Genomic DNA, 23,467 nt, shown 5'->3' with positions numbered 1-23,467 from the left:
GGGCGTTCGCTATTGCGTGAATCGTGTGACGAATCGGCGCTGCCAGGGCATTTCGACGGCGCGAGGTGAGTAACGTGCGCGAACGTACGCGGTGGCGTCCTTACTGGGCACTCCGTCCATGACGGCAAGAGCGGCCAACGCTGTTCCGGTGCGGCCGTATCCACCACCGCACGCGATCTCGACTCTTTCGGTTTCCGAGCGCACCCACACTTCGTGCAAGGCCCTGCGCAGCGCATCGGGATCGCTAGGCAACCAGAAATCTCGCCAGCGGACCCACTCCGACTCCCACTCGGTGTCGGGAGGTTCTTTACCGGTCAGATAGACGCCGAAGGTGGGGAGAGGTCCCGAAGGAAGTGGATTGCGGAGTCCTCGACCCCGAATCGATCTCCCCGACGGCAAGTCGAGTATCCCAATGCTCTCGGGTTCCCACGTGGCCATGAATTCAGATTAGGCCGAAGCGGACTGTCAGGGAATTGCGACGACGCTGATGTCGGTGCCCTTGGCAACGAGGTCGTTCTTGACGCTCTGGCTGATGATGACCGAGCTGTCGTTCTGGGTGAGCTGACGCACGGTGATCTCGAGGCCGAGGCGGCCGAGTTCTTCGCGTGCTGAAGAGACGGAGCGGCCGATCAGCGAGGGAACCTTGACGGAATCGGAGATGAGCAGAACCACGGAGGTGCCGGCGTTGACGGAGGACCCGACTGCGGGATCGGTGCCGATCACGCTACCGCCCTCGACGGCGTCGTCGAACGTTGTTCTGGTGGTGCTGACTGAGATGCCTACCTTGTCGAGGGCGGCGCGCGCAGCGTTCTCGGACATGCCCTTCACATCGGGAATGTCCACGGGCGGTGACCCTTTGGATGTGATGACCTTGACCGAGGAGCCCACGGCAACTTCGGTTCCCGGTGCCGGGTCGAGCGCGGCCACGCCGCCGATCGGGATCTTGGAGCTGAATGTGTCCCCGCCGTCGACCGCGACGAGAGTGCGGTCGGCGAGTTGTGCGCCCAGGGCCGAGACGTCGCCGCCGGCCGGAATGGGCGGGACAGTCGGACGCCCGAGCGAAGTCAGCAGCGCGACGGTCGAGCCTTTGGTAACCCTCGAGCCGGAGGCCGGGTCCGTCCCGATCACCGTGTCGATGGGTTGGGCGTCGGAGTACTGACCCTGGACGTCGGGGGAGAGCCCGGCGTCCTGCAGAGCGGTGACCGCAGTGTCCTTGGTCAGCCCGTCGATCGAGGGAACAGCTGTATAGCGGCCCGAGCCCATCCACCATCCGCCGAAGCCCAACGCGAGCGCGAGGACCGCGATGACGAGCAGCCAGATCAGGGTGGCTCGTCGCGATTTACGACGTGCCTCGACAAAATGAGCATGCGGATCGTCGTGCCCCGGGTGGTCGTCGCCGAAATCGGAACCGTCGTCGAAATCCGAGTCGCCGTCGACCGTCGCCGGACGAGCAGTTTGTGCGGTGACCGCGCGAGTGTGCTGGATACCGCCAGGGGGAGGAGAGCCCGTGCCGAGCGCCGTGGTGGCTGCCACAGCCGGGGCCACGCCGGACGCCAATACCGTCGTGGCAGCAGGGTTCGGGCGCGCAGCAGAGTTCGGGTGTACCTCCGTGGGAGGCGCAGGCGCCGGTTGTGGCCGGGCCGGGGCAACTTGCGCGCTCTGGTGCTGGGCGCTTCGACGCGGAGCGGGAACGCGGTATGACGGAAGTTCCAGTTGCTCGCTCACACTGCGAAGTGCAGCTGCCATCTCACCGGCGTCGGCGAAACGATGTGCGGGCTCGCGGTGAGTGGCTTCGGCAACCAGACGATCGAACTGCGCCGGTACACCGGGGATACGTGAACCTGGGCGCGGGACATCGTCGTGGATGCGTTGGTAGGCGATGGAGAGTGACGTATCGCCGGTGAACGGTGTTGTACCGGTGAGAAGTTCGAACATCAACACGCCGGTGGAATAGACGTCGCTTCGAGTGTCGGCAATTCCTGACGTCACCTGTTCCGGCGACAGATAGGCCGCGGTGCCGAGGATCACGCTGTTGGAGGTGGTGGTTGCTGCCGCAGCTGCACGCACCAATCCGAAGTCGGCGATCTTCACTTCGCCGGTGTCCGAGATCAAGATGTTCTCGGGTTTGACATCACGGTGAACCAGTCCCGCTCGATGCGCCACCGCCAACGCGTCCAGGACAGGTGCCACGACTGCAGCGACTGCGTGTGGCGGCATCGGTCCGCGCTCACGAAGGAGTTCACGCAAGGTTCCACCGTCGACGAGTTCCATCACGAGGAACACGTGATTGCGATCGCTGCCTTGGTCGTAGACGGCCACAAGGGCCGGATGCTTGAGTCGGGCCACGGCCCGGGCCTCGAACTCGAAACGAGTCAGGAACGCTGGATCGCCGGCGAATTGCGGGTCCATCACCTTGATCGCGACAGGCCGATCCAACCGTGTATCGAGGCCTCGATACACGGTCGACATACCGCCGCGCGCGATCGGTGCGTCCACTCGATAGCGGCGCTCGAGCATTTCGCCGATCAACCCTCGACCTCCGTAATGACTGTTCCTCCGTGCTTGCGATCTGCGTGCTTGTGATCTGTCTGCTTGCGGTCTAGGTGGTAGCTGTCGGCATGTGGGTGGTTGTTTACCGCGTACTGGCTCCCGCAGTGAGGGCACCCATTTACATCCACCGCGAAATCCCGGTTACTGATACGCCGCATCCCGTCCATCGTAGCCAGCGATACCGACGCGGAAGTCTCGACAACGTCACAGAGCGCTGTGACCTGAGCGGAGCGGCAGTTTCGAGCACTGCACCGGGCGGTACACAGCGGGCTCGCCGGACCGGATAAACTTCTCGCGGTGAGCGCGATTCCTTATTGTGATGATGTCCTGGATTCTTCGGTTTCCCTGTTCCAGCTTGTGGATGTGGCGAAGAACGTCGGGTTGCCGGTGAGCAAGGTTCACCAGTTGCTTCGCGATCACAAGATCATCGCAGTCAAGCGGCATGGCGTTCTCGGTGTCCCCGAAGTGTTCTTCGGCGAGGACGGCCAGATCGTCAAGTGGCTGCCCGGTCTGCTGGCGGTGCTGCACGACGGCGGCTACACCGATGTCGAAATCCTCCGCTGGTTGTTCCTGGCCGACGATTCCCTGCCGGGGCGCCCGGTGGACGCACTGCATGGTGATCTCGCGCGTGAGGTCATCCGCCGCGCACAGGCCATGGCTTTCTGAGCTGCCGGCCTTCTGACAACTCACCGCATGCGGTTTTTCGCCGCGTAGGTTGCCGACCGGACCAGACCCGGCGCAGCGACTCGAAGTCGCGTGCGTCCGGGAACGGACACACGTCGATGCAGTATCCGGAAGTCGGCGCGCTCGACCTGGTCGAGAATTGCTCCGTACAACACGAAAGCCGTGCGGATCGACGGCTGGACCCGCCGATCGAGCATCGGGATGCCAGATTCGGCAGACCGATACCGCCCCCGCGTCACGGCAATGAAGTGCGCCAGCGCGCGCTTGACCCGAACGTCCACCGTTCCGGTTCTGCGCCCGTGCTCGAGCATCTCGATGTCGACCCCGAATGCGGCGAACTCGCCCGCCGGTAGATACAGACGTCCCCGGTCGAGGTCTTCACCGACGTCGCGGATGAAGTTGGTCAGCTGAAACGCCTCACCGAGATCCGACGCGGGCACTACCGCTTCCTGCTGCGGAACGCTCACTCCGAGAATCGGGAGCATCTGCAAACCGATGACGACGGCAGAGCCGTACATGTACTCGCTGAGTTCGTCCATCGTGTTGTAAACGGGTCGAAACTTCGCCGTGTCGGGGGCGTCCATCCGCATGGACTCGAAGAAGGCGTCGAAATATGCGCGCGGGATGTCGAACGTCTTCACAGCATCCGCGAAGGCCGGGAGTACGCGTGTCAGGTCGAGGGGAACCGTCGACGGGAAGCCACCTGTCGCAGTGGGGTTGTCGAGTGCGTTGACGGCTGCACGTTCGACGTCGGCGAGCACCGTGCCTCGTTCATGCGGACCCGAGGGTTCGTCCACGATGTCGTCGACGACGCGAGCAAATGCGTAGAGCGCGTGAACTGCGCGGCGTCGAGGTACGGGCAACAACCGGGTGGCCAGAAAGTACGTTCGGCCGTGTTCCCTCGTCACGTCCTCGCAGAATTCATAGGACGCAGGCAGTGCGTTCATGACACGCGGATCACGCAGATCCTGACGTCGAGGGCGCCGAGGCGGCTGACGTCATTTCGATCGGTTTCTCGTGTTTGCGTCCACGAAGTCGCAGTGGGTCTTCCGTCTGCAAGGACATCGCCGCGATCACGGCAGCGACGATGGCCAGAGCCACGTGCGGGAAGGTGTACAGGCCGATCGATCCGTCCGGCTGGAACACCAGCATCAGCCAGGTGGACAGCCCGGTCAGTACGGCGAGAGTCGTCGGCGACATTGCGAAACCGGCAGCTACTGCCAGTGGCCAGGAGTAGTACCAGGGGAGTGCTGCGGGGGACAGAACGACGATGGCGACCATCACGATCACGATGCCCATGACGGCGTCGCGCTCGGTCTTGCGGTAGCGCCACCACACGACGGCGATGATCGCGATCAACACAACCGCCGAGATGGTCCGGGAGACTTCGAGGATGTCGTTGAAATGGTCGCCGGCGAACCAGGAGGTTGCCATGGTTCCGATGTGCGCCACGATCGTGGGCAGCGAGAGCCAGTTGATGATCTTTGCCGAACCGGAGAGTGCCGTCGTCCAGCCGAGGCCGACTCCGGCGATCAGTGAGGTGGATCCGAGTACCGCCACGAACACCGCGAAACCTGCGCCGGCCGTTTTGACGAACGATCGGATCGGTGACGCCGGTTCTCGCCCGGCCGCTGCGGCGTCCTCCCGCTCGTGGATCATCCAGATCCAGACTATGAAGGGAAGTGCGACGCCCGCGGTTGCCTTGATCGCGACGGCGAGCGCGATCAGCCCGATCCCGAAGAGGTGCTTGCGTTCGAGAGCGAGCGCAATGCCTGCGGCCATGAGGCCGACCATGAGCATCTCGTTGTGAACGCCGCCGATCAGGTGGATCAGGACGAGGGGATTGAGTACTGCGAGCCACAGGGCGATCGAGGTGTTTCCGCCGAGCTTCGTCGCGAGATGGGGAACGGCCCACATCATCAGGGCGAGTCCGGGGAGCATCGTGATCCGCAACAGCATCGTGCCGGCGATGACGTTCTCACCGGTCAGCCGAACGATGGCGTCGGCAAGGAGAAGGTGAACCGGACCGTACGGGGTAGTTGTCGTCGTCCACACGTTGGAGACGTTGTCGAGCAGGATTCCCGGATTGACGACGGGGCCGACGGCATACGGGTCGAAGCCGTTGCGCAACAACGCGCCTTGCGCCAGGTAGGAGTAGGCGTCACGGCTGAACATGGGCACCGCGAACAGCAGCGGAAACGTCCAGACCGGGACGACGTAGCGCAATCCGCGCAACGAGACGTCACCGCGCAGAGTCGAGCGGCCCAGTCGAACCCAGGCGGCGATCATGCACAGGACACCGATCCAGACGATGGCCGCCGACAGAATCGATCCGTGGCCGAAACGGAGCCAGGACAGATGCATCGACTCGAGCAGCGGATCTTGGCGCCGGACGCTACCGGCACCGAATCCGCCGAAAGTGATCATGACTGCGCCGAAGAAACCGAGCAGTGCACTGTGACCTTCGGGAGTCCGAAGGAAATTGGCGGCCCTTAGGTGCCACGGTCTTTCAGTGGCTGCGGCAGAGGACGTCATCGGTGCAGGTTCCTCCCCCGAGGAGATCGGTGTCGATCGGCGCGTGCAGCGCCCGAGTCGGTGAATCGTGGATGAATGGTCGGTTACGAGGGGCCAGTTTAGTTGCTCGCACGAGTGCCCACCGCGCTGGCTCGCTCGCGTGTACCGGTAATACGTTCGGCGGCGAGCCGTCCGGACAGCAGAACGGTCGGTACTCCCACCCCCGGAACGGTTCCCGATCCGGCGAGAACGACGTTGTCGAAGCCGCGGGCGAGGTTCTTGCGTCGGAACGGCCCCGTCTGGGTGAAGGTGTGTGCCGCTGCGAACGGGCTACCCGCGGCCATGCCCTTCTCGAGCCAGGTCTGCGGGGTGTCGACGTGATCGATCTCGAACCCTTCGACCAGTCCCGTGTAGCCACGTTCTTGCAGCGTGAGGATGATTTCGCGCACGTAGGGCGGGCCGAGAGTCGACCAGTCGAGACTTGCACTGTCCAGATTCGGACACGGCGCGAGGACTGACAGCGGTTCACGGATTCGGCCGTCTCGCGAGAAGGCCAGGCTCGGATCGGTCTGTGCCGGTCGGGTGACGAGCAGTGACGGATCACTCATCAGTCGCCCGCGGCCGCGGCGTGCCGTGATCTCGGCGAAGGTACGCTTCCACGCCTCGCCGAAGTCGATCATGTGGTGTCGCTGCGCGGGCCATTCGTCGGCGACCGCGGAGGAAACAGTGCCGTGAATCACGACAGCGGACGGCGATGTACGCACCGGGCGCGGACGCAATCGCGTATGTGGGCGCAAGAGCGAGTCCGTGACGGCCATGTCGGGAGTGAGGACGGCGGCGTCACAGTCGAAGCGCTCGCCGTCGCGTGTGTGAACGGTGTGCACGCGCCGTCCGCTCACCTCGAGGCGTTCGACAGTGCGGCCGAGATGCAGAATTCCGCCGGCCTCGGTGAAGGCGTCGGCCATCGACTCGGCGATCGTGCGCATCCCGCCCTCGGGGAAGTAGACGCCGAGTGAGGTGTCCATGTGAGCGATCGCCCCGTACACCGCGAGGGCCCGAGACGGAGCAACGCCCGCATACAGCGCTTGGAAGGTGAAGATCCGCCGGAGGCGAGGGTCGCGGATCTTGCGATCCACCTGCCCGCCCAGTTTCCCGAATCCTCCCAGTGCGACGAGCCGGCTCAGATCTTTGACTGCGTCACGCGAATTGACCAGTCCGAGGGGAGAATCGAAGTCGGCGTCCATGAAGCGGTCGAATTCCGCGTCGAAGATCCGGTTCAGCCATCGCCGCAACGCACGGTATCGCTGCGCTTCTTCCGGCCCGCAGACACGGGAGACCTCGGCAGCCATGTCTTCTGGATCGGCGTGGACATCGAGAGCGGTGCCGTCTGCGAATCGCGCGTGGTACGTCGGATCGAGCTTGTGCACAACGAATTTGGGGTTTGTCGAGGCTGGGTCGGCACCGACGGCGGCAAGCGCGTCTTCGACGAGTTCGGGCATCGTGAGCACCGTTGCGCCGTTGTCGATGCTGTAGTCATTGCCCTGGTAGACACCGACTCGCCCACCGACCGAGCTGTTGCTCTCGAGAATCGTGACGTCGCGGCCGGCGCCACGCAGATACAACCCCGCAGACAGTCCGGCAAGTCCCGCGCCGACGATCACGACTCGATCGGTCGGTGAGCTGACGGTTCGAGTGCGGTGCACGTGTGCCACGGTCAGTAGCTTCGCTTCGTGGCCGCGATCGCCATGTCGGTCAGGCGAGCCTTGGACTCTGCCGTTGCCGTGCTCGAGTCGAGAGCGTTCGCAGCTGCCTCGACGAGGGTGTCGATCTGCGTTTCGACGTCGGTGACGGCGCCCAGATCGGTGATCACCTGGCGCAGAGTGTCGACCTCGGTGTCGGTCAGCTGGGTGCCGATTCCGTTGCGGAGCAGTTCTGCTGCCGCCGGATCTGCGGCGTCGGCGCGGGCAAGCGCCATCGCGAACAGGACAGTTCGCTTACCGGCGATGAGATCGTCGCCCGACGGTTTGCCCGTGACGGACGGATCTCCGAAGACACCGAGCAGGTCGTCGCGAAGTTGGAAGGCGATACCGATGTCCGTGCCGAAGGTCCGGTAGGCATCGACCAACTCGGCGTCCGCACCGAACAGCGCGGCGCCGAGGTGCAGTGGGCGTTCGATCGTGTACGCGGCGGTCTTGTAGCGGTTGACCCGCATGGCTGCCTCGACGGTCTCGTCGCCTCGGGCTTCATTGCTGATGTCGAGGAATTGGCCACCGAGCACCTCGGTGCGCATTGCCGACCAGACCGGGCTGACACGTGCGGCCGCCTCGGGGCTGATCCCGGATTCTCGGATCATGTCGTCCGCCCAGGCCAAGGCCAGGTCGCCGAGGAGAATGGCGACGGCCTCGCCGAAGTGCGCGGAGTCGCCGCTCCACTCCTCGCCTCGGTGCTGGTCCTCGAATTCGACGTGAACGGTCGGGAAGCCGCGCCTGGTCGTGGATGCGTCGATGATGTCGTCGTGGACGAGCGCGCAGGCCTGCACCAGTTCGAGGGCGGCGCACGCACGAATCACCGCGTCTGCGCCCTTACCGTTCGGGTCGCCTCCGGCGCCGAGCCATCCCGTCCAGGCGAACGACGGTCGGACGCGCTTTCCTCCGCGCAGGACGAAGGCCTCGAGGGTGCTGACGGCCTCCTCGTATCCACCGCCGATGTTCGAGACGAGTTCGCGGCGTGAAGCGAAGAAGTCGCGGAGCGCTGCTTCGAACAGACCTGGCAGTTCGAGTGAGGTCGGATGCGGTGCGGTGTTGGTCGAACTCTGTCCAACGCGCGCGGTTCCTGCGGACAGGGTGGCCTCCAAGATCGGTATGTTCTCGCGCCGGATGGTTACACGGAAGCGAGCTTGGGGCTCAGCTTAGTAGGGGTTGGAATCAACGGCGGGTCGGGCCGTGAACTGCGCGATCCTGACATTCGGGATACGCAGTACTGGGCGATGAGCTTGTTTGCAGCTGGAAAACATATGCTTGACCGGTGACATTCGATCCAGTCAGGGGCCGCTCCAGCGAGGGGTGGGCCACCCGAACACCGTCGATCGTCGATCGGATCGCTTCCTCGACAGGTAGCCGTATTCCGTTCTCGGTCGAGTTTTCGCCGCCGCGTGACGCGGACGCCGAAGCGCGCCTGTGGCGTGCGGTGCGTACCTTCGAGCGGCTCGGACCGGCGTTCGTCTCGATGACCTACGGCGCAGGTGGCTCGACGCGCGATCGTACGGTGCGTGTCACCGGCGAACTTGCCGAAGAGACGACCCTGCTGCCGGTTGCTCACCTGACTGCTGTCTCACACAGCACCGAAGAGCTTCGCGCCATGGTCGGTGCCTACGCCGATCGTGGGATCAGCAACATCCTCGTATTGCGCGGCGATCCGCCCGGCGATCCGCTCGGCGAGTGGAAGAAGCATCCCGAAGGCGTCGAGTACGCCGAGGAACTCGTGCGGATGGTCCGTGACCTGGGCGACTTCCACGTCGGCGTCGCATCGTTCCCCGAGGGGCACTACCGTGCTCCGGACTTGGCATACGACACGAAGTACCTGGTGTCGAAGTTGCGTGCCGGCGCCGAGTACTCGATCACACAGATGTTCTTCGACGTGGAGGACTACCTGCGTCTTCGTGACCGGGTGAGTGCGTACGACGCAGAACAGGGCGCCAAGCCGATCATCCCGGAGATCATGCCGGTGACGTCGCTACGCTCGGTGCGGCGCATGCTCGAGCTCTCGGGCTCGTCATTGCCCCCCGCTCTCGAGCGTCGATTCGACGCCGCGGCCGGAAGCGGTCCGGACGAGAACCGTGCAGCGGTCCGCGAACTCGGCATCGATTTGGCCACCGAGATGGGTGAGCGGTTGATCGCCGAAGGCGCTCCGTGCCTGCACTTCATCACGTTGAACTTCGCGCGCGCCACCAGTGAGGTCCTCGAGCGACTCGGTCTCACCCCCGACACCTCTGTCGGGACAGCACAAGCCGTCTGATCCCGGTTGCCCCGCTCGACACCAATCGAGGGGGGCAATCGCCAGGCGCTACTTCGTGGTGTTTTTCGGATTCTTGTTGTCAGCTTGCTTGCTGGCAGGTGATTTCGTGACAGGCGTCTTCATGACCGGTGCTTTCGCGGCGGGCGCGCGCTTGATCGGTGCTCGATTGCGCGCCATCCAGGCCATCGCACCGACGACAATCGCGACACCGAGCGCCAGCCCGGCCATGATTCCTGCCCACCCGGCGAAGCTTCGGGTGCTTGGGTCCGCGTAGTTGACCTCGGCGCGCATCGTGGACACCTCGCCGGCGGGCAAGGTCCACGACACCCGGGAATCGCCGTCTCGTGTTCCGTTGGTCGTGCCGACCCGTGCCGGGAAGGCGATGCTGACCTGGACGTCGGCGCCCTGAGTTGGAACCGTCTTCAGGTCTGCCTTGCCGTCGAGCGTGACGGTGTCCCCGGATCGCTTGAGGGTGATCTGGAACGACCCGGACCCCTCGGCGTACATGGAGCCCAGTTGGGCGACGTCACCGAAGGACAAGTCGCTGAAGAACGCCTGGCTGCCGACGTACCCGTCCTTCTTGTACTCCTGAACCCGTATCTTGTCCTCCAGCGACGAAGGTGGGGTCAGCTGCGGACCCTTGTCCGCCTCGTTCGCCGGAATAGCGGCAGCTACCACCTGTCCGGTCACACGATCGTTCGCGGACACTCCCATCGACACCTGCACGCGGATGCACCCGGCAAGCAAGGGAACAAGCATGAGGGCGAGCGCGGCAACCGTCAGGAAACGTTTCCGACTGGTCGGCTTGGCGGCGGGATCGGTGGACTGTTGCACAGTGGTCATCGTGCCAGCCGTGGCGTAGCCAGTCATCGAGGCGGGGGCGTGTCGGCGGGTGAAGTTCGGCGGGTGACCTTCACGACCTGCTCGAACGACGCATCCAACGACGAGTCGCGCCCCGGCGGCTGTCCGACAGTGCGATTCGAGCCGCACTGCGACCGCTGGCTCCGGACACACCGCCACCGGGATGAGTCGATGCTCCGGTCAGATACAACCCGTCTGCTCCCGGAACGCGATGGCCGGACAGTTCCGGAAGCGGTCGCCACAACATCATCTGATCGAGTGACATCTCGACGTGCATGACATTTCCGCCGATCATCCCCAATTCCGACTCGATGTCCCGGGGAGTCTGAATGAATCGGTCGAGGACGGAATCGGCGAACCCGGGTGCGAAAGCCTCCATCTCGCCGACGATCCGGTCGGCCTCCGCCTCGGCGACCGATGCCCAATCGCGATGTCCGCTGAGGCGATACGGCTGCCACTGCGACCACAGTGTCACCTGATGCCGCCCGGCCGGGGCGATCGTGGGATCGATTCCGCTGAAACTCATTCCGAGAACCGCAGGGCGAGGAGGAAGTTCCCCCGCCAGTGCTGCGCCGTGTGCAGTGCGCAAGTGTGCGCGATCGGAGACGAGTAATTGCAATCCCGAGGTACTTTCCCGTGTCGTGGCGTCGCCGCGGTACGACGGAAGCGCGGATGTCGCCAGTCGAAGTACCGCGCCGATGCCGGGGCCGACCCTGATTTTCCGCCGCCAGTGATCGAGCGTGGTTCGGTCGAAGCCCCCTCGGCCCAGGAGGTCGAGCGTGGTCAGGATGTGGCACCCGGCGATTACCTTGCGAGCGTGAACTTCTCGACCGCTCTCGGTTGTGGCGGTCCAGTGACTCGAGTTTCGACGGATCGACGTCACGCCGTCACCGAGCGCGACCGTGGCGCCGTCGACAGCCATCCGGGAGGCCAACGCAGCACTCAGTGCGCCGCTTCCACCGACTGCTCGCCCTGGCGGCAAGACGTGCATGAGGGCCGCGAAGCCGACCATCGGAGCGGTTCCCGGTTCCGACATCGCAGGCCCGGACTGGGCGCCGAACCACGCAAGCGCTGCTTTGAGTGCCTCACTGTCGAAATACTCGTCGAGCAGTGCGTCGCCAGGCGCGAGGAACTGCCGAGACAGTTCGCTGTTGCCGCGTGCGGTGGCGAGACCTCCGAACGCACCGATCAGGTTCGATCCGGTGGGCGGTGCGGAAAACGCTTTCATGACATGTCGACTGCGCTCCGACCAGACCGCGACGAATCGCCGGTAGGAGTCGGCGTCCTTTGTCCCGCATGCTCGTTCGATGGACCAGCAGGTTGCGTCGAGGTCGCGGTGAAACACGATGCCCGGCCCGTCGGTGCCCGGGGCGGGCGGCGCGAACGCCCACGGGTCACAGTCGATGTAGCGCAGTCCGTGCGCGCCGAGTCCGAGTTCCTCGATGATGCCGCTGTGTCGGATCATGAGGTGTGCCGACGACCCCCGGTCCACCTTGTATCCGGGAAATCGCTCGACGGTCGAGACGGCGCCGCCGAGAACCGTGTCCTTCTCCAGAACCTCGACCGACCAACCCTCGCGTGCGAGGTAGGCGGCCGATACGAGCGCGTTGTGTCCGGAGCCGACGACGACGGCGTCGAGAAGCGCGCTCACAGCGGCAGTCCACGGCCGAGGACTGCGAACGGCCGGTTGTCGCCGGCAAAACGAAATCTGCGGAGCACGTCACGAAAGCCGAGGCGACGGTACAGCCGCCAGGCTCGGTTGTCCTCGTCGTACACCTCGGGTGTCGACAACAGAACACTGCGTTCGGGTCGATCGACGAGGAGGTGACGCAAGAGCGATTCGCCCAACCGGTGACCTTGTCCGTTCGGATGCACGTGGAGTTCGGTGAGTTCGAAGTAGTCGCTCAGAATCGCGTCGATCTCGCTCTGGGGACGACCCGAGCGCCGAAGCCCGTGCAGTACCTGTTGATGCCACCACTGGTCCGGGCTCCCGCGATACCCGTAAGCGATCCCCACCAGCGGCAGATTTTCGTGTGACGGTTGCTGAGGAACCGCCAATGCGCCGACGGCCTTCCAGCCAGGCCGGTTCGCGTGCTCCTGCCACATCGGTGCGCGATGGAACTCGGTTCCTCGCGGATAGTCCATCGCGGTGACGTACACGGCCAGTGCCTCGTGGAGTCGACTCGCGAATTCTGCGCGATCGAGGTCGACCGTATGTGGTGTCCAGGCGATCTGCGGGTCGACCGGTCTCACCTCTTCTCTTGACGGCGTGTCGGTGGGTGCAGTTATATTGAATAGGTCGAACAGATGTTCGATGTGGGTGATCCGGAGATGCCCGAAGGGAAGCGGGCATCTCCGGCCCACCTGGTCTTGGATCCTCACGGTGCAGGAGGTGCCCCGATGTCCGAGCGTGTGAAGCCTGAACGTGTGAAGTGCCAACGAACTCTTCCTGCCGAGTTGTCGAGTCCGTCGGATGCCGCAATTTCTCGATTGCCGATGTCGGCGAGGCGGTCCTTCGGCGCGAGGGACGCCAGCGACCGCACTGCTCGAGTGGGAAAGTCCGGTGTGGCGTGGGGGCTGCTCCGGAAGGCGGATGCGCTTCTCGAGGAAGCGATTGGGGCGGGCGATCCTGCCGACCGGTTCCGGTGTGCCTACCTGGCGGCCCTACGTGGTGCCGGGGCAGTGTTGGCCGCAGCTCCTGCCGGTGCCGGCTCGAGGCGCAAGCGAAGCGGAAACGCGTGGGTTCTGATGGACGCCGCAGCGCCCGCGTTCGGAGCGTGGTCGAAGTTCTTCGCAGGGTGGTCCTCTACGCGTGCGGCCGTGGAAACCGGCGTGTCGATCGTGATCACGGACTCCGATTCCGACGCATTCTTCGCCGAGGTCGGCCGTTTTCTCACGGCGGTCGAAGATTTCATCGGTCAGGACGCGTCCGAGCATTTGCGAGCGTCGTGAACAAATGGTCCGTGTCGGCAGTTGTTTCCGGGGAATTTCCTGGTCCGCACAGGCAAATGGAGCCGAATCGGGGCCCTTCGGCACGAATACGTACGCTTGTGGCGGAACTCGTACCCGGAGTTGGTGGTCCGAGACCTAAACTGCTCGTATTATGAAAACAGGTAATCGTCCAACTTGATTACCCGCCGCCTCACACCGTGGGGTGGTTGCCAAACTTCCAGTGCCGGGGGAGGTACCGTGCCACTCTCCGAGCACGAGCAGCGCATGCTCGATCAGATCGAGAGCGCTCTCTATGCCGAAGACCCCAAGTTCGCCTCCAATGTGAGGGGCGGCCGTATGCGGGCGCCGTCGAGTAGACGGCGGTTCCAAGCAGCGGCTCTATTCGTGCTGGGTCTGGTCCTGCTGATCGCGGGGGTTGCACTCCCGCTCAAGCCGGGCGGTTTTCCGATCATCAGCCTGTTCGGTTTCTTGTTCATGTTCGGCGCAGGGGTGTTGTTCCTCTGGGGTGGTGGACGTAAGTCTGCGCCGGCCGCCGACTCCGCTTCCGAAGGTGGCAATCATCCCTCCGGTCCGCCGGGTAGGGGTAGTGCCGGCGGATCCGGGCGGGGACGCGGCCGGAAGTCCGGCGGTGGATTCTCGTCGCGGATGGAAGATCGATTCAAACGCAGGTTCGAGCAGGACTAGCTCTCCCGCCCTTCTTCGGGCGTACTTCGAGAGTGATGCAGTTCGGACGTGACGCCCTCTTCAGGGCACGGACGACCACACGTGTGGCGGTCGGCAACCAAGGTTGCCGACCGCCACACGCCGTTGCTGTGGGTGTTGTACGTGTGCGCCGGCAATCCATCGAGTGAATCAGTGACGTGCGAGCGAATCACTCGCCACTCCCTGCTGCCTCAGGGCATGCCCGCGGGCTTCCTCCACTTCGCTCCACTCGGCCCTCCACTTTCCTCCACCCTGGTCGAACTGCAACGCACGACCAGACCTCGTCCCGCTCACGTCTATTCGAAAACCGCGCTTGTACTGCGATTTTGTGTGGGGGAGCAACAGATCGTGGCGTAAAGGGTCGATCTGACGGCGGTGTGGGCCGGGACACGGTTACAAATTTCCCCCACGTCTCCCCACCTACGCTGACCTGCTATTTATCAGCAAATGATGCTGAATAGGGACCATGTGCTCCTTGTTTGTGGGGGAAAGTGGGGTACTGTGGGTTCGGGCGGAGAGCTGAAGCACGATCCGCTCGATAGGGAGGGTTTCAGCGCAAGCTCGCAGGAGGTGTCGAGTGTTCCTCGGTACCTTCACGCCGAAGCTCGACGACAAAGGTCGGCTCACGTTGCCGGCAAAGTTCCGAGACGAACTGGCAGGAGGATTGATGATCACCAAGAGTCAGGATCACAGCCTCGCCATCTACCCCCGGGACGAGTTCGTCAAGCTTGCTCGAAAGGCAGCGGCAGCTCCACGCAATGATCCGGCAGCTCGGGCGTATGTCCGTGCTCTGGCCGCCGGCACAGATGAACAGCACGCCGATGCCCAGGGGCGAATCACCCTCTCGGCTGATCATCGGCGTTACGCAAACCTGTCCAAGGAATGCGTAGTGACCGGCTCCGTCGATTACCTCGAGATCTGGGATCTAGCAGCCTGGGAGAGGTATCTCGGAGACAACGAAGAGGACTATTCGCAGGCAACAGGCGAATCTCTCAGCGAGATCGTCTAGGCGAAGAGCCCCCGGCGAATGCCGCGAGGCCTCTGCCCGGAAAGACCCTGACGCACTTCCCCAGCGCCAGGTTCTCCTTCGGGCAGGGACCTCGAAGCATTCGCCTTCTCGAACAGTCATCGCCTTCTCGGAAAGTCAGCACCTTTTCGAAAAGTCATCGGAAATCATGAAAGTAGGAGCCGGAGCAATCATGGTGGATCACGAGGTGAACGAACCCTCGGATGCCGATGGCTTCGCGCACGTCCCTGTACTTCTGCACCGCGCCGACGATCTTCTCGGCCCTGCCATCACCGCCGTCGGTGACGGTGGAGCGGGCGCATACATGATCGATGCGACGTTGGGGCTCGGTGGCCACTCCGAATTCTTCCTGGGCAAGTACCCGGGCCTTCACCTCATCGGTCTCGATCGCGACACCAACGCACTCCGGATCGCTTCCGAGCGTCTGGCGCCATTCGCGGACCGAACGACGTTCGTGCACACCACGTACGACGGGATCGAGGACGCGCTCGAACAGGCAGGTCTGCCGTCGACGGAGTCGGTTCACGCGATCCTTTTCGATCTGGGTGTGTCGTCGATGCAGTTGGACGAAGCCGACCGAGGTTTTGCGTACTCGATCGACGCTCCTCTCGACATGCGGATGGATCAGACGGTCGGGCTGACCGCGGCAGAGGTCCTGAACACCTACAGTCACGGCGACCTTGCTCGCATTCTGAGCACGTACGGCGAAGAACGGTTCGCGGGAAAGATTGCGTCCGAGATCCTTCGGCAGCGTGAGCGTGAACCCTTCACCACCAGTGCAGCTCTGGTCGAATTGCTGTACCGAACAATCCCGGCAGCCACGCGGCGTACGGGGGGACACCCGGCCAAGCGCACCTTCCAAGCGCTGCGGATCGAAGTCAATGCCGAGTTGGATTCGCTTCGTGCAGCCGTTCCTGCCGGGCTCGACGCACTGGCAGTCGGTGGGCGAGTGGTGTTCATGTCCTACCAGTCGCTCGAGGATCGAGTTGTGAAGGCGGAGTTGGTTCCCCGCTCGAAGTCCACCAGTCCTGAAGGACTACCGGTCGAGTTGCCGGGTATGGGACCGGAGTTCCGCATTCTCACCCGTGGCGCAGAACGTGCGTCAGAGCAGGAAATCGAAGAGAACCCACGATCAGCTCCGGTGCGTTTGCGTGCCGCAGAACGCATTTCCAGGAGGCGGGCATGAGTCGTCAGGGCAAATCCGGTGCAGCGCAACGTGCATACGACAAGCGCACCGCACGGGCGGCAGGCCGGACCGGAACTGTCGCTGCTGCCGGCCCGTCTATCTCTCCTCGGGCGATGCTCAAGGGGAGAGTGCCGTTCGTGGCCTCCGTCATCGGACTTCTGTCCATCGGTCTCGCGGTGACTCTGCTGCTGACCACTCGCGCTGCCGAGGATTCGTACCAACTCAGTGATGCACGTGCATACAACCAGTCTTTGGTCGAGCAGAAAGCAGCGCTCGAACGTGACTTCCAGTCGCGTAACTCGGCTCCGGAGTTGGCAAATCAGGCAAGCGCTCTCGGCATGGTCCCCGCCAAGGACCCTGCACGACTGGTAGTTCATCCGGACGGTTCGGTCGAGATCGTCGGAACGCCGACTCCCGCGACTGCCGGAGCTATGCCTCCGCTCGATGCGCCCGCATCGGTGCCCGCACCGACTGCGACACCCCCGCGCACCACAACGCCGGTTGCTCCCGGAGCCACGCCGAGCGTTCCGAATAACACGCGAAACCTCGCGCAGAGTGAACAATTGGTTCCTGTGATCCCCACGACGACAGCACCCGCCACCACGACGGCGGTGCCTGCTCCGCCTGAGGAACGTCGGTGAGTCAGAACTCCCGTAACAACCCCGGTCGGCGTCCGCGCCGCTCGGCCACCGCCTCATTTCCGTTTCGTCAGCGAGTCGGTCGTATCACCATGTGTGGTGCGCTCGCCGTTGCGGCATTGCAGCTCTTGTGGATTCAGGGAATCGACGCGCCGAGTCTGGCTGCGGAATCTGCCAATCAACGAACCACGACCCAGGTCGATCCGGCTGTACGTGGCTCGATAACCGATCGCAACGGAAACCCCCTCGCCTTCACCATGGAAGCCAAGGCGCTGACTTTCCAGCCGGTGCGGGTACGCAAGGAACTCGAGGAAGCGCGCGCCAAGAGCATCGAGCAGGGCGCCGAGGGTGACAAGCAGGCGCCGGAAGTGAGCGATCGCCTCGCCGAGATCGCCGCCGGAATCCACGCCAAGCTCGGCGATACCGTTCCGGAAAAAGATCTGCTTCAGAAGATGAACAGCAACGAGACTTTCACGTACCTCGCGCGCAGCGTGGATCCGGCGGTTGCTGCCGAGATCTCGGACAAGTTCCGGGAGGTCGGCCTCGAGCGTCAGGACATCCGCGAGTACCCCGGTGGCTCTCTGGCCGCGAATCTCGTCGGCGCGACCGGCTGGGACGGGCACGGTTTGCTCGGTCTCGAAGATTCGATGGACTCCACGCTCGCCGGAACCGATGGATCCGAAACGTACGACCGCGGTTCCGACGGCGCTGTGATCCCCGGTAGCTGGCGTGACAAGCAACCGGCAGTCAACGGTTCGGGTGTCGAGCTGACCATCGATTCGGACCTCCAGTTCTACGTTCAGCAGCAGGTCCAGATCGCCAAGGACAAGTCGGGCGCAAAGAACGCTTCGGTTGTGGTCATGGACTCCAAGACAGGACAGGTGTTGGCCATGTCCAACGACAGCACCTTCAACCCCGCAATCGGCATCGACAAGAACGCGCCGACAGCCGAAATGGGCAATCCGTCGGTCAGTACGCCGTTCGAGCCCGGATCGGTGAACAAGATCGTCACCGCAGCAGCGGCCATCGAGGACGGTAAGACAACTCCGGACGAAGTTCTGCAGGTCCCGGGCAGCATCACGATGTCCGGTGCCACAGTCAAGGACGCGTGGGATCACGGTGTGGCCCCGTACACCTCTACCGGTGTGTTCGGAAAGTCCTCGAACGTCGGCACCTTGATGCTCGCTCAGCGAGTGGGCGAGGATCGCTACGCAGACATGCTGAACAGGTTCGGCCTCGGACAACGCACCGACGTCGGACTTCCCGGCGAGAGCGCGGGCAGCGTTCCGAGTCGCGACCAGTGGTCCGGCGGAACCTTCGCGAACCTGCCGATCGGGCAGGGTCTCTCGATGACAACCCTGCAGATGACCGGGATGTACCAGGCCATTGCCAACGACGGCGTGCGAATTCCTCCGCGGATCGTGAAGTCGACTGTCGACTCTTCCGGCACGCGGACCGAGACGCCGCAGCCCGAGGGCGTCGAGGTGGTCAGCGCCCAGACAGCGGCGACCGTTCGGGACATGTTCCGGTCGGTCACTCAGGAAGACACCGGCAACCAACGAGGAACCGGTGTTGCCGCGGGCGTCGAGGGATACCAGGTCAGTGGAAAGACCGGGACCGCGCAGCAGGTGGATCCCGCGTGCAAGTGCTACTCCAACTCCAACTACTGGATCACCTTCGCGGGAATCGCGCCTGCGGACAATCCTCGATTCGTGATCGGAATCATGCTCGACGCACCGGTTCGCGGCGTGGACGGCGGCGGCGGTCAGTCGGCGGCACCGTTGTTCCACAACATCGCGTCGTGGATGCTCCAGCGTGACAGTGTCCCGATGTCGCCGGACCCCGGTCGCAAGTTGGTGTTGCAGGCGGACTGATTGCGGTGTGTCGGTTTCGACACGGTCTTCGGGTGAATCCCGGACACGGTAATCTCAAACGTCGCAGTAACCTCATTCATCGCAGTGCGCCGAACTTTGCTTGCGTTGCGACCGCCATAGACAACGACCGCCATAGACAACGACCGCGATAGAACAACGACAATTGCCAGGAGTCGAGTGACAGTGCCGAATCGTTTGCAATCGTCGAACTCGGACGGCGCTCCCGGGACGCGTCCGACACAACCGGTTGCTACCGCGATCACGGCGCTCTCCGAACTGTCCGGGGCTCGCCTCGAATGGGTGGGGCAACCGGGATCACAGTCCTCGGAGGTCGTCGTCAAGGGCGTCGACCTGCGTGCGCAGGGAATCGTGACCGATGACCTCTTCGCCGCTCTGCCCGGTGCACGGACCCATGGCGCTCAGTTCGCCGTCGACGCTCTGGGGCGCGGTGCGACCGCGATCTTGACCGACGAGGCCGGCCTCGAACTGATCGAGGCCGCGGACAAGGCGCCTGACCGGTCCGTCCCAGTTCTCGTTCATCCGAACCCGCGGGATGTGCTCGGTGAGATCTCCGCGGAAATCTACGGCCGGCCCTCGGAGAAGATGCAGGTCGTCGGCATTACCGGTACATCAGGCAAGACCACGACGTCGTACTTGCTCGAAGCTGCGATTGCCGGAGCCGGCCGCAAGCCCGGCCTGGTCGGGACCATCGAGACTCGAATCGACGGCCGCCGGGTGCCCAGCGCTCTGACCACGCCGGAAGCTCCGCAACTGCATGCTCTGTTCGCCGTGATGGCAGAGCAGGGGATCGATACCGTCGTCATGGAGGTCTCCAGTCACGCTCTTGCTCTCGGACGCGTCGACGGCATCCGCTTCGACATCGGCGCGTTCACCAATCTTTCGCAGGACCACCTGGATTTCCATCGGGACTTCGAGGAGTACTTCCAGGCCAAGGCTCGGTTGTTCGATCCTGAGTCGACGGTGCGAGCCGAGCATGCCGTCGTCTGCGTCGACGACGTGTGGGGTCGACGGATGGCCGAGTTGGCCGCGACCGACGAGAGCGACGCGGTGACCACGGTCTCGACCTCGACGGCCGAGGCCGAGTGGACGGTCGGCGCAGTCGAGGTTGCCGAGGACGGCTCGCAGACCTTCGAGTTGGTCGGGCCGGACGGACAGTCGTGGCCAGTCTCACTTCGTCTCCCCGGGCGATACAACGTGGCCAACGCTGCGCTGGCGTTGACCGTCAGTTTTGCTGCGGGACTCGACCCGGACGCGGCTGTTCGAGCGCTCGGGACCGTGGACGTCCCGGGGCGAGTTCAGCGGATCGACCGGGGGCAGAGCTTTCTCGCCGTGGTCGACTACGCCCACAAGCCGGCAGCGCTCGAAGCCGTGATCGCCACGCTGCGCAACCAGGTTCCCGGCCGAGTGGCCGTGGTGGTCGGTGCGGGCGGTGACCGCGACGCCGGCAAACGGGCACTCATGGGTGAAGCGGGTGCGCGAGGCGCAGACCTGCTGATCGTCACCGACGACAACCCACGCACCGAGGATCCGGCGAAGATTCGCGCTTCGGTGATGCAAGGCGCCATGGACGTGCCCGAATCCGAACGCGGCGAGGTTCGCGAAGTGGGGGACCGGGCCGCCGCGATCGAGCAAGCAGTCCGGTGGGCACAGCCAGGAGATGTCGTCCTGGTGGCAGGCAAAGGCCACGAAGTAGGTCAAGAAATCGACGGGGTCAAACACCCGTTTGACGACCGCGAGGTGTTGGGCGAAATGATCGGCCGATTCGCGATCAACACAGCACATGGAGGCAAGCAATGATCCCGATGACGCTCTCTCGGATCGCCGAGATCGTCGGAGGAACCCTGCACGACGTCGACGATTCGTCGACGCAGGTGACTGGAACCGTCGAATTCGATTCGCGCAAAGTATCTCCAGGTGGGCTCTTCCTCGCCCTACCCGGAGCGCGTGTCGACGGTCATGATCACGCGGAAGCGGCGGTGGCAGCGGGCGCTGTGGCGGTGCTCGCGGCGCGGCCGGTCGGAGTTCCGGCAATTGTCGTTCCATCGGTGCCGAACGACGGTCCCAGTGCAGTGATGCTGCTCGAACACGACACCGACGGGTCCGGAGCCGCGGTCCTGCATGCCCTCGGCCTTCTGGCCCGAGCAGTCGTCGACGAACTGGCAACTGATGGCACACCGGCCGATGGTGGACTGACGCTGGTCGGTGTCACTGGTTCTGCCGGCAAGACCTCGACCAAGGATCTGATAGCAGCGCTGCTGCGCGAGTGCGGCGAGGTGGTTGCGCCCCCCGGGTCGTTCAACAACGAATTGGGTCTGCCGTGGACAGTGCTCCGCGCCGACGAGAAGACCCGCTTCCTCGTTCTCGAGATGTCGGCCCGTGGGGTCGGTCATGTCGGCGAACTGACGAAGATCGCGCCGCCGAAGATCGGCGTAGTTCTCAATGTGGGCACTGCCCATCTCGGTGAGTTCGGTTCGCGTGAAGCGATCGCGGTCGCCAAAGGTGAACTGGTGGAAGCACTCCCGTCGGCAGCCGACGGCGGAGTTGCGGTCCTCAACGCCGACGACCGCATGGTCGCCGCAATGGCGAGTCGAACCAAGGCCCGGATCGTATTCGTCGGCCAGTCGGAAGACTGCGACGTTCGGGCGACCGACGTGGTTGTCGACGACCAGGCCAGGGCTTCCTTCACACTGAACTGTTCACAGGGTTCTGCACGTATTCGCCTGGCCGTTCACGGCGAACACCACGTGAGCAACGCCCTGGCCGCGGCGGCCGTCGCACTCGAGAACGGCCTCGCGGTTACAGACATCGCACGTGTCCTCGAGGGCACGAAGGCAGCGTCCGCGAGGCGGATGGAAGTCACCGAGCGCGCCGACGGCGTCACCGTCGTCAACGACAGTTACAACGCCAATCCCGATTCCATGCGCGCTGCGCTCAAAGCGTTGGTGTCCATGGCGCGATCGGATCGGCACTTCGGTCGCCGTAGCTGGGCTGTGCTCGGAGAGATGGGTGAGCTCGGACCGGAATCAGTTGTCGAGCACGACGCGATCGGTCGCCTGGCCGTCAGACTCGATGTCAGCAAGTTGATCGTCGTCGGGACGGGCCGCACCTCGCGTGCAATGCATCAAGGAGCAGTGATGGAGGGGTCGTGGGGTGACGAGTCCGTCGTCGTGCCCGACGCAGCTGCGGCAATCGCCATTCTCGAAGCGGAACTCGAACCGGGCGATCTCGTCCTGGTGAAGGCGTCCAAGTCGGTGGAACTGTGGACGGTCGCCGAAGCGATACTGGCTGCAACGCCCAACACCGACAGCGAGAACACCGACAGCGAGAACACCGATGGCGAGAACGGCGGGGATTCGCAGTGATCCAGATTCTTCTCGCCGCAGGCATCGCGCTGGCGGTCTCCATCATGCTCACGCCGATCCTGATCAAGGCGTTCTCGAAACAAGGTTTCGGGCAGGAGATCCGAACCGAAGGTCCAGCCAGTCACCAGGCCAAGCGCGGCACTCCCACGATGGGCGGCGTCGCGATCCTGACCGGAATCTGGGCCGGCTATCTCGGCTCACACCTCATCGGTCTCGGCATGGACAACGCGGAGGGACCGTCGGCGTCCGGCCTACTCGTTCTCGGTCTGACCACCGCGCTCGGTGGAGTCGGTTTCCTCGACGACTTCATCAAGATCCGCAAGCAGCGCAATCTGGGACTGAACAAGACAGCGAAGCTGGTCGGCCAGTTCGTCGCTGCCATTGCCTTCGGAATTTTGGCCCTTCAGTTCCGCGGTGACGACGGGCTGACTCCGGGCAGTGTTCATCTGTCGTACGTCCGCGACATCGCCACCGTCTCACTCGGTTCCGTGGTCTTCATCGCCTTCTGCTACCTACTGGTAAGCGCCTGGTCCAATGCCGTCAACCTGACCGACGGCCTCGACGGATTGGCCGCCGGAGCGATGAGTTTCGTTCTCGGCGCCTACGTCATCATCACGTTCTGGCAGTTCCGCTACTCGTGCGAGACGAATCCCGGTAAGGGTTGCTACGACGTCCGAGACCCGCTCGACCTCGCGGTGCTCTGCGCGGCAGGCGCCGGCGCGTGCATCGGTTTCCTCTGGTGGAATGCCGCACCCGCCAAGATCTTCATGGGCGACACCGGTTCACTTGCCCTCGGCGGCATGCTCGCCGGATTGTCGATCACCACCAGCACGGAACTGTTGATGGTGGTCATCGGTGCACTGTTCGTCGCGGAGGCCGCGTCGGTGGTGATCCAGGTAGCGGTGTTCCGGTCCAGCCGACGGCGGGTGTTCCGAATGGCGCCGTTCCATCACCACTTCGAACTCGCCGGGTGGGCTGAAACCACGGTGATCATCAGATTCTGGTTGTTGGCGGCTATTGCGTCGGCTATCGGATTGGCACTCTTCTACAGCGAATACCTCGCAGCGCTCGGAGGCTGAAAA

21 protein-coding genes are annotated in these 23,467 nt (G+C 63.9%); 12 read left to right on the top strand and 9 right to left on the bottom strand.

Annotation, left to right across the window (positions count from 1 at the left end; translation table 11 throughout):
• Window positions 1-9: 9 nt before the first annotated feature.
• A complete protein-coding gene (locus tag ATN37_RS05550; RefSeq protein ID WP_003941706.1) occupies window positions 10-438 on the bottom strand; it encodes a protein-tyrosine phosphatase family protein in 429 nt (142 codons plus the stop codon).
• Between the two features lie 27 nt (window positions 439-465).
• On the bottom strand, window positions 466-2,529 hold the full coding sequence (gene pknB, locus ATN37_RS05545) for a Stk1 family PASTA domain-containing Ser/Thr kinase (protein WP_003941667.1): 2,064 nt from the start codon (window positions 2,527-2,529) through the stop codon (window positions 466-468).
• 318 nt (window positions 2,530-2,847) lie between these two features.
• Between pknB and ATN37_RS05540 the strand changes: the two genes are divergently transcribed.
• Window positions 2,848-3,216: an Rv2175c family DNA-binding protein gene (locus ATN37_RS05540; protein WP_003941747.1), complete on the top strand. Its 369-nt coding sequence runs from the start codon at window positions 2,848-2,850 to the stop codon at window positions 3,214-3,216.
• A 20-nt stretch (window positions 3,217-3,236) separates the two neighbouring features.
• Here the strand turns inward: ATN37_RS05540 and ATN37_RS05535 are convergent, their stop codons facing one another.
• The 4 genes from ATN37_RS05535 to ATN37_RS05520 all read right to left on the bottom strand — a co-directional run bounded on the left by ATN37_RS05535 (window position 3,237) and on the right by ATN37_RS05520 (window position 8,602).
• Complete coding sequence (locus ATN37_RS05535) at window positions 3,237-4,181, bottom strand: phytoene/squalene synthase family protein (protein ID WP_218694891.1); 945 nt, start codon at window positions 4,179-4,181, stop codon at window positions 3,237-3,239.
• A 10-nt stretch (window positions 4,182-4,191) separates the two neighbouring features.
• Entirely contained in the window at window positions 4,192-5,769 is a 1,578-nt protein-coding gene (locus tag ATN37_RS05530; protein WP_003941737.1) for an alpha-(1->6)-mannopyranosyltransferase A, read from the bottom strand.
• A 98-nt stretch (window positions 5,770-5,867) separates the two neighbouring features.
• Complete coding sequence (gene crtI / locus ATN37_RS05525; RefSeq protein WP_162113842.1) at window positions 5,868-7,460, bottom strand: phytoene desaturase family protein; 1,593 nt, start codon at window positions 7,458-7,460, stop codon at window positions 5,868-5,870.
• A 2-nt stretch (window positions 7,461-7,462) separates the two neighbouring features.
• Window positions 7,463-8,602 carry a polyprenyl synthetase family protein gene (locus tag ATN37_RS05520; RefSeq protein WP_218694890.1) on the bottom strand — a complete coding sequence of 380 codons (1,140 nt, stop codon included), beginning with the start codon at window positions 8,600-8,602 and terminating at the stop codon, window positions 7,463-7,465.
• Window positions 8,603-8,772: 170 nt separating this feature from the next.
• Here ATN37_RS05520 and ATN37_RS05515 point away from each other — a divergent pair, with 170 nt between their 5' ends.
• Complete coding sequence (locus ATN37_RS05515; protein ID WP_003941803.1) at window positions 8,773-9,762, top strand: methylenetetrahydrofolate reductase; 990 nt, start codon at window positions 8,773-8,775, stop codon at window positions 9,760-9,762.
• 48 nt (window positions 9,763-9,810) lie between these two features.
• Here the strand turns inward: ATN37_RS05515 and ATN37_RS05510 are convergent, their stop codons facing one another.
• The 3 genes from ATN37_RS05510 to ATN37_RS05500 form a co-directional block, all read right to left on the bottom strand.
• Window positions 9,811-10,605, bottom strand: a complete 795-nt coding sequence (locus ATN37_RS05510) for a hypothetical protein (RefSeq protein ID WP_064444269.1) — start codon at window positions 10,603-10,605, stop codon at window positions 9,811-9,813.
• Window positions 10,606-10,675: 70 nt separating this feature from the next.
• A complete protein-coding gene (locus ATN37_RS05505; RefSeq protein WP_042452826.1) occupies window positions 10,676-12,274 on the bottom strand; it encodes an NAD(P)/FAD-dependent oxidoreductase in 1,599 nt (532 codons plus the stop codon).
• Window positions 12,271-12,876 (bottom strand): N-acetyltransferase, encoded by a 606-nt coding sequence (locus tag ATN37_RS05500; RefSeq protein WP_003941672.1) that lies wholly within the window; start codon window positions 12,874-12,876, stop codon window positions 12,271-12,273. Before ATN37_RS05500 ends, ATN37_RS05505 begins: the two co-directional genes overlap by 4 nt.
• A gap of 147 nt (window positions 12,877-13,023) precedes the next feature.
• On the opposite strand from ATN37_RS05500, the gene ATN37_RS05495 reads away from it, so the two are divergent.
• The 10 genes from ATN37_RS05495 to mraY all read left to right on the top strand — a co-directional run bounded on the left by ATN37_RS05495 (window position 13,024) and on the right by mraY (window position 23,464).
• A complete protein-coding gene (locus ATN37_RS05495) occupies window positions 13,024-13,575 on the top strand; it encodes an SAV_6107 family HEPN domain-containing protein (RefSeq protein ID WP_232329871.1) in 552 nt (183 codons plus the stop codon).
• A gap of 237 nt (window positions 13,576-13,812) precedes the next feature.
• A complete protein-coding gene (locus ATN37_RS05490) occupies window positions 13,813-14,259 on the top strand; it encodes a DUF3040 domain-containing protein (RefSeq protein ID WP_003941660.1) in 447 nt (148 codons plus the stop codon).
• A 48-nt stretch (window positions 14,260-14,307) separates the two neighbouring features.
• Entirely contained in the window at window positions 14,308-14,634 is a 327-nt protein-coding gene (locus ATN37_RS05485; RefSeq protein WP_190287606.1) for a hypothetical protein, read from the top strand.
• A gap of 220 nt (window positions 14,635-14,854) precedes the next feature.
• On the top strand, window positions 14,855-15,286 hold the full coding sequence (gene mraZ, locus ATN37_RS05480) for a division/cell wall cluster transcriptional repressor MraZ (RefSeq protein ID WP_003941779.1): 432 nt from the start codon (window positions 14,855-14,857) through the stop codon (window positions 15,284-15,286).
• A gap of 190 nt (window positions 15,287-15,476) precedes the next feature.
• Window positions 15,477-16,490, top strand: coding sequence for a 16S rRNA (cytosine(1402)-N(4))-methyltransferase RsmH (gene rsmH / locus ATN37_RS05475; RefSeq protein ID WP_007730079.1), 1,014 nt, complete (start codon window positions 15,477-15,479; stop codon window positions 16,488-16,490).
• Entirely contained in the window at window positions 16,487-17,131 is a 645-nt protein-coding gene (locus ATN37_RS05470) for a hypothetical protein (protein WP_218694889.1), read from the top strand. The genes rsmH and ATN37_RS05470 overlap by 4 nt, the downstream gene beginning before the upstream one ends.
• A complete protein-coding gene (locus tag ATN37_RS05465; RefSeq protein ID WP_003941764.1) occupies window positions 17,128-19,002 on the top strand; it encodes a penicillin-binding protein 2 in 1,875 nt (624 codons plus the stop codon). Before ATN37_RS05470 ends, ATN37_RS05465 begins: the two co-directional genes overlap by 4 nt.
• A 183-nt stretch (window positions 19,003-19,185) precedes the next feature.
• Window positions 19,186-20,820 (top strand): UDP-N-acetylmuramoyl-L-alanyl-D-glutamate--2,6-diaminopimelate ligase, encoded by a 1,635-nt coding sequence (locus ATN37_RS05460; RefSeq protein WP_042921840.1) that lies wholly within the window; start codon window positions 19,186-19,188, stop codon window positions 20,818-20,820.
• The gene (gene murF / locus ATN37_RS05455; protein WP_218694888.1) at window positions 20,817-22,385 is read left to right on the top strand and encodes a UDP-N-acetylmuramoyl-tripeptide--D-alanyl-D-alanine ligase; all 1,569 of its coding nucleotides are present in this window, start codon (window positions 20,817-20,819) and stop codon (window positions 22,383-22,385) included. Before ATN37_RS05460 ends, murF begins: the two co-directional genes overlap by 4 nt.
• Window positions 22,382-23,464, top strand: a complete 1,083-nt coding sequence (gene mraY, locus ATN37_RS05450) for a phospho-N-acetylmuramoyl-pentapeptide-transferase (RefSeq protein ID WP_003941699.1) — start codon at window positions 22,382-22,384, stop codon at window positions 23,462-23,464. The genes murF and mraY overlap by 4 nt, the downstream gene beginning before the upstream one ends.
• Window positions 23,465-23,467: the final 3 nt, after the last annotated feature.

It is taken from the genome of Rhodococcus sp. MH15 (assembly GCF_019266045.1).
Taxonomy (GTDB): Bacteria; Actinomycetota; Actinomycetes; order Mycobacteriales; family Mycobacteriaceae; genus Rhodococcus_F; species Rhodococcus_F qingshengii.
Note: the sequence above shows the minus strand (reverse complement) of the source record. Positions and strands in the feature narration are given on the sequence as shown.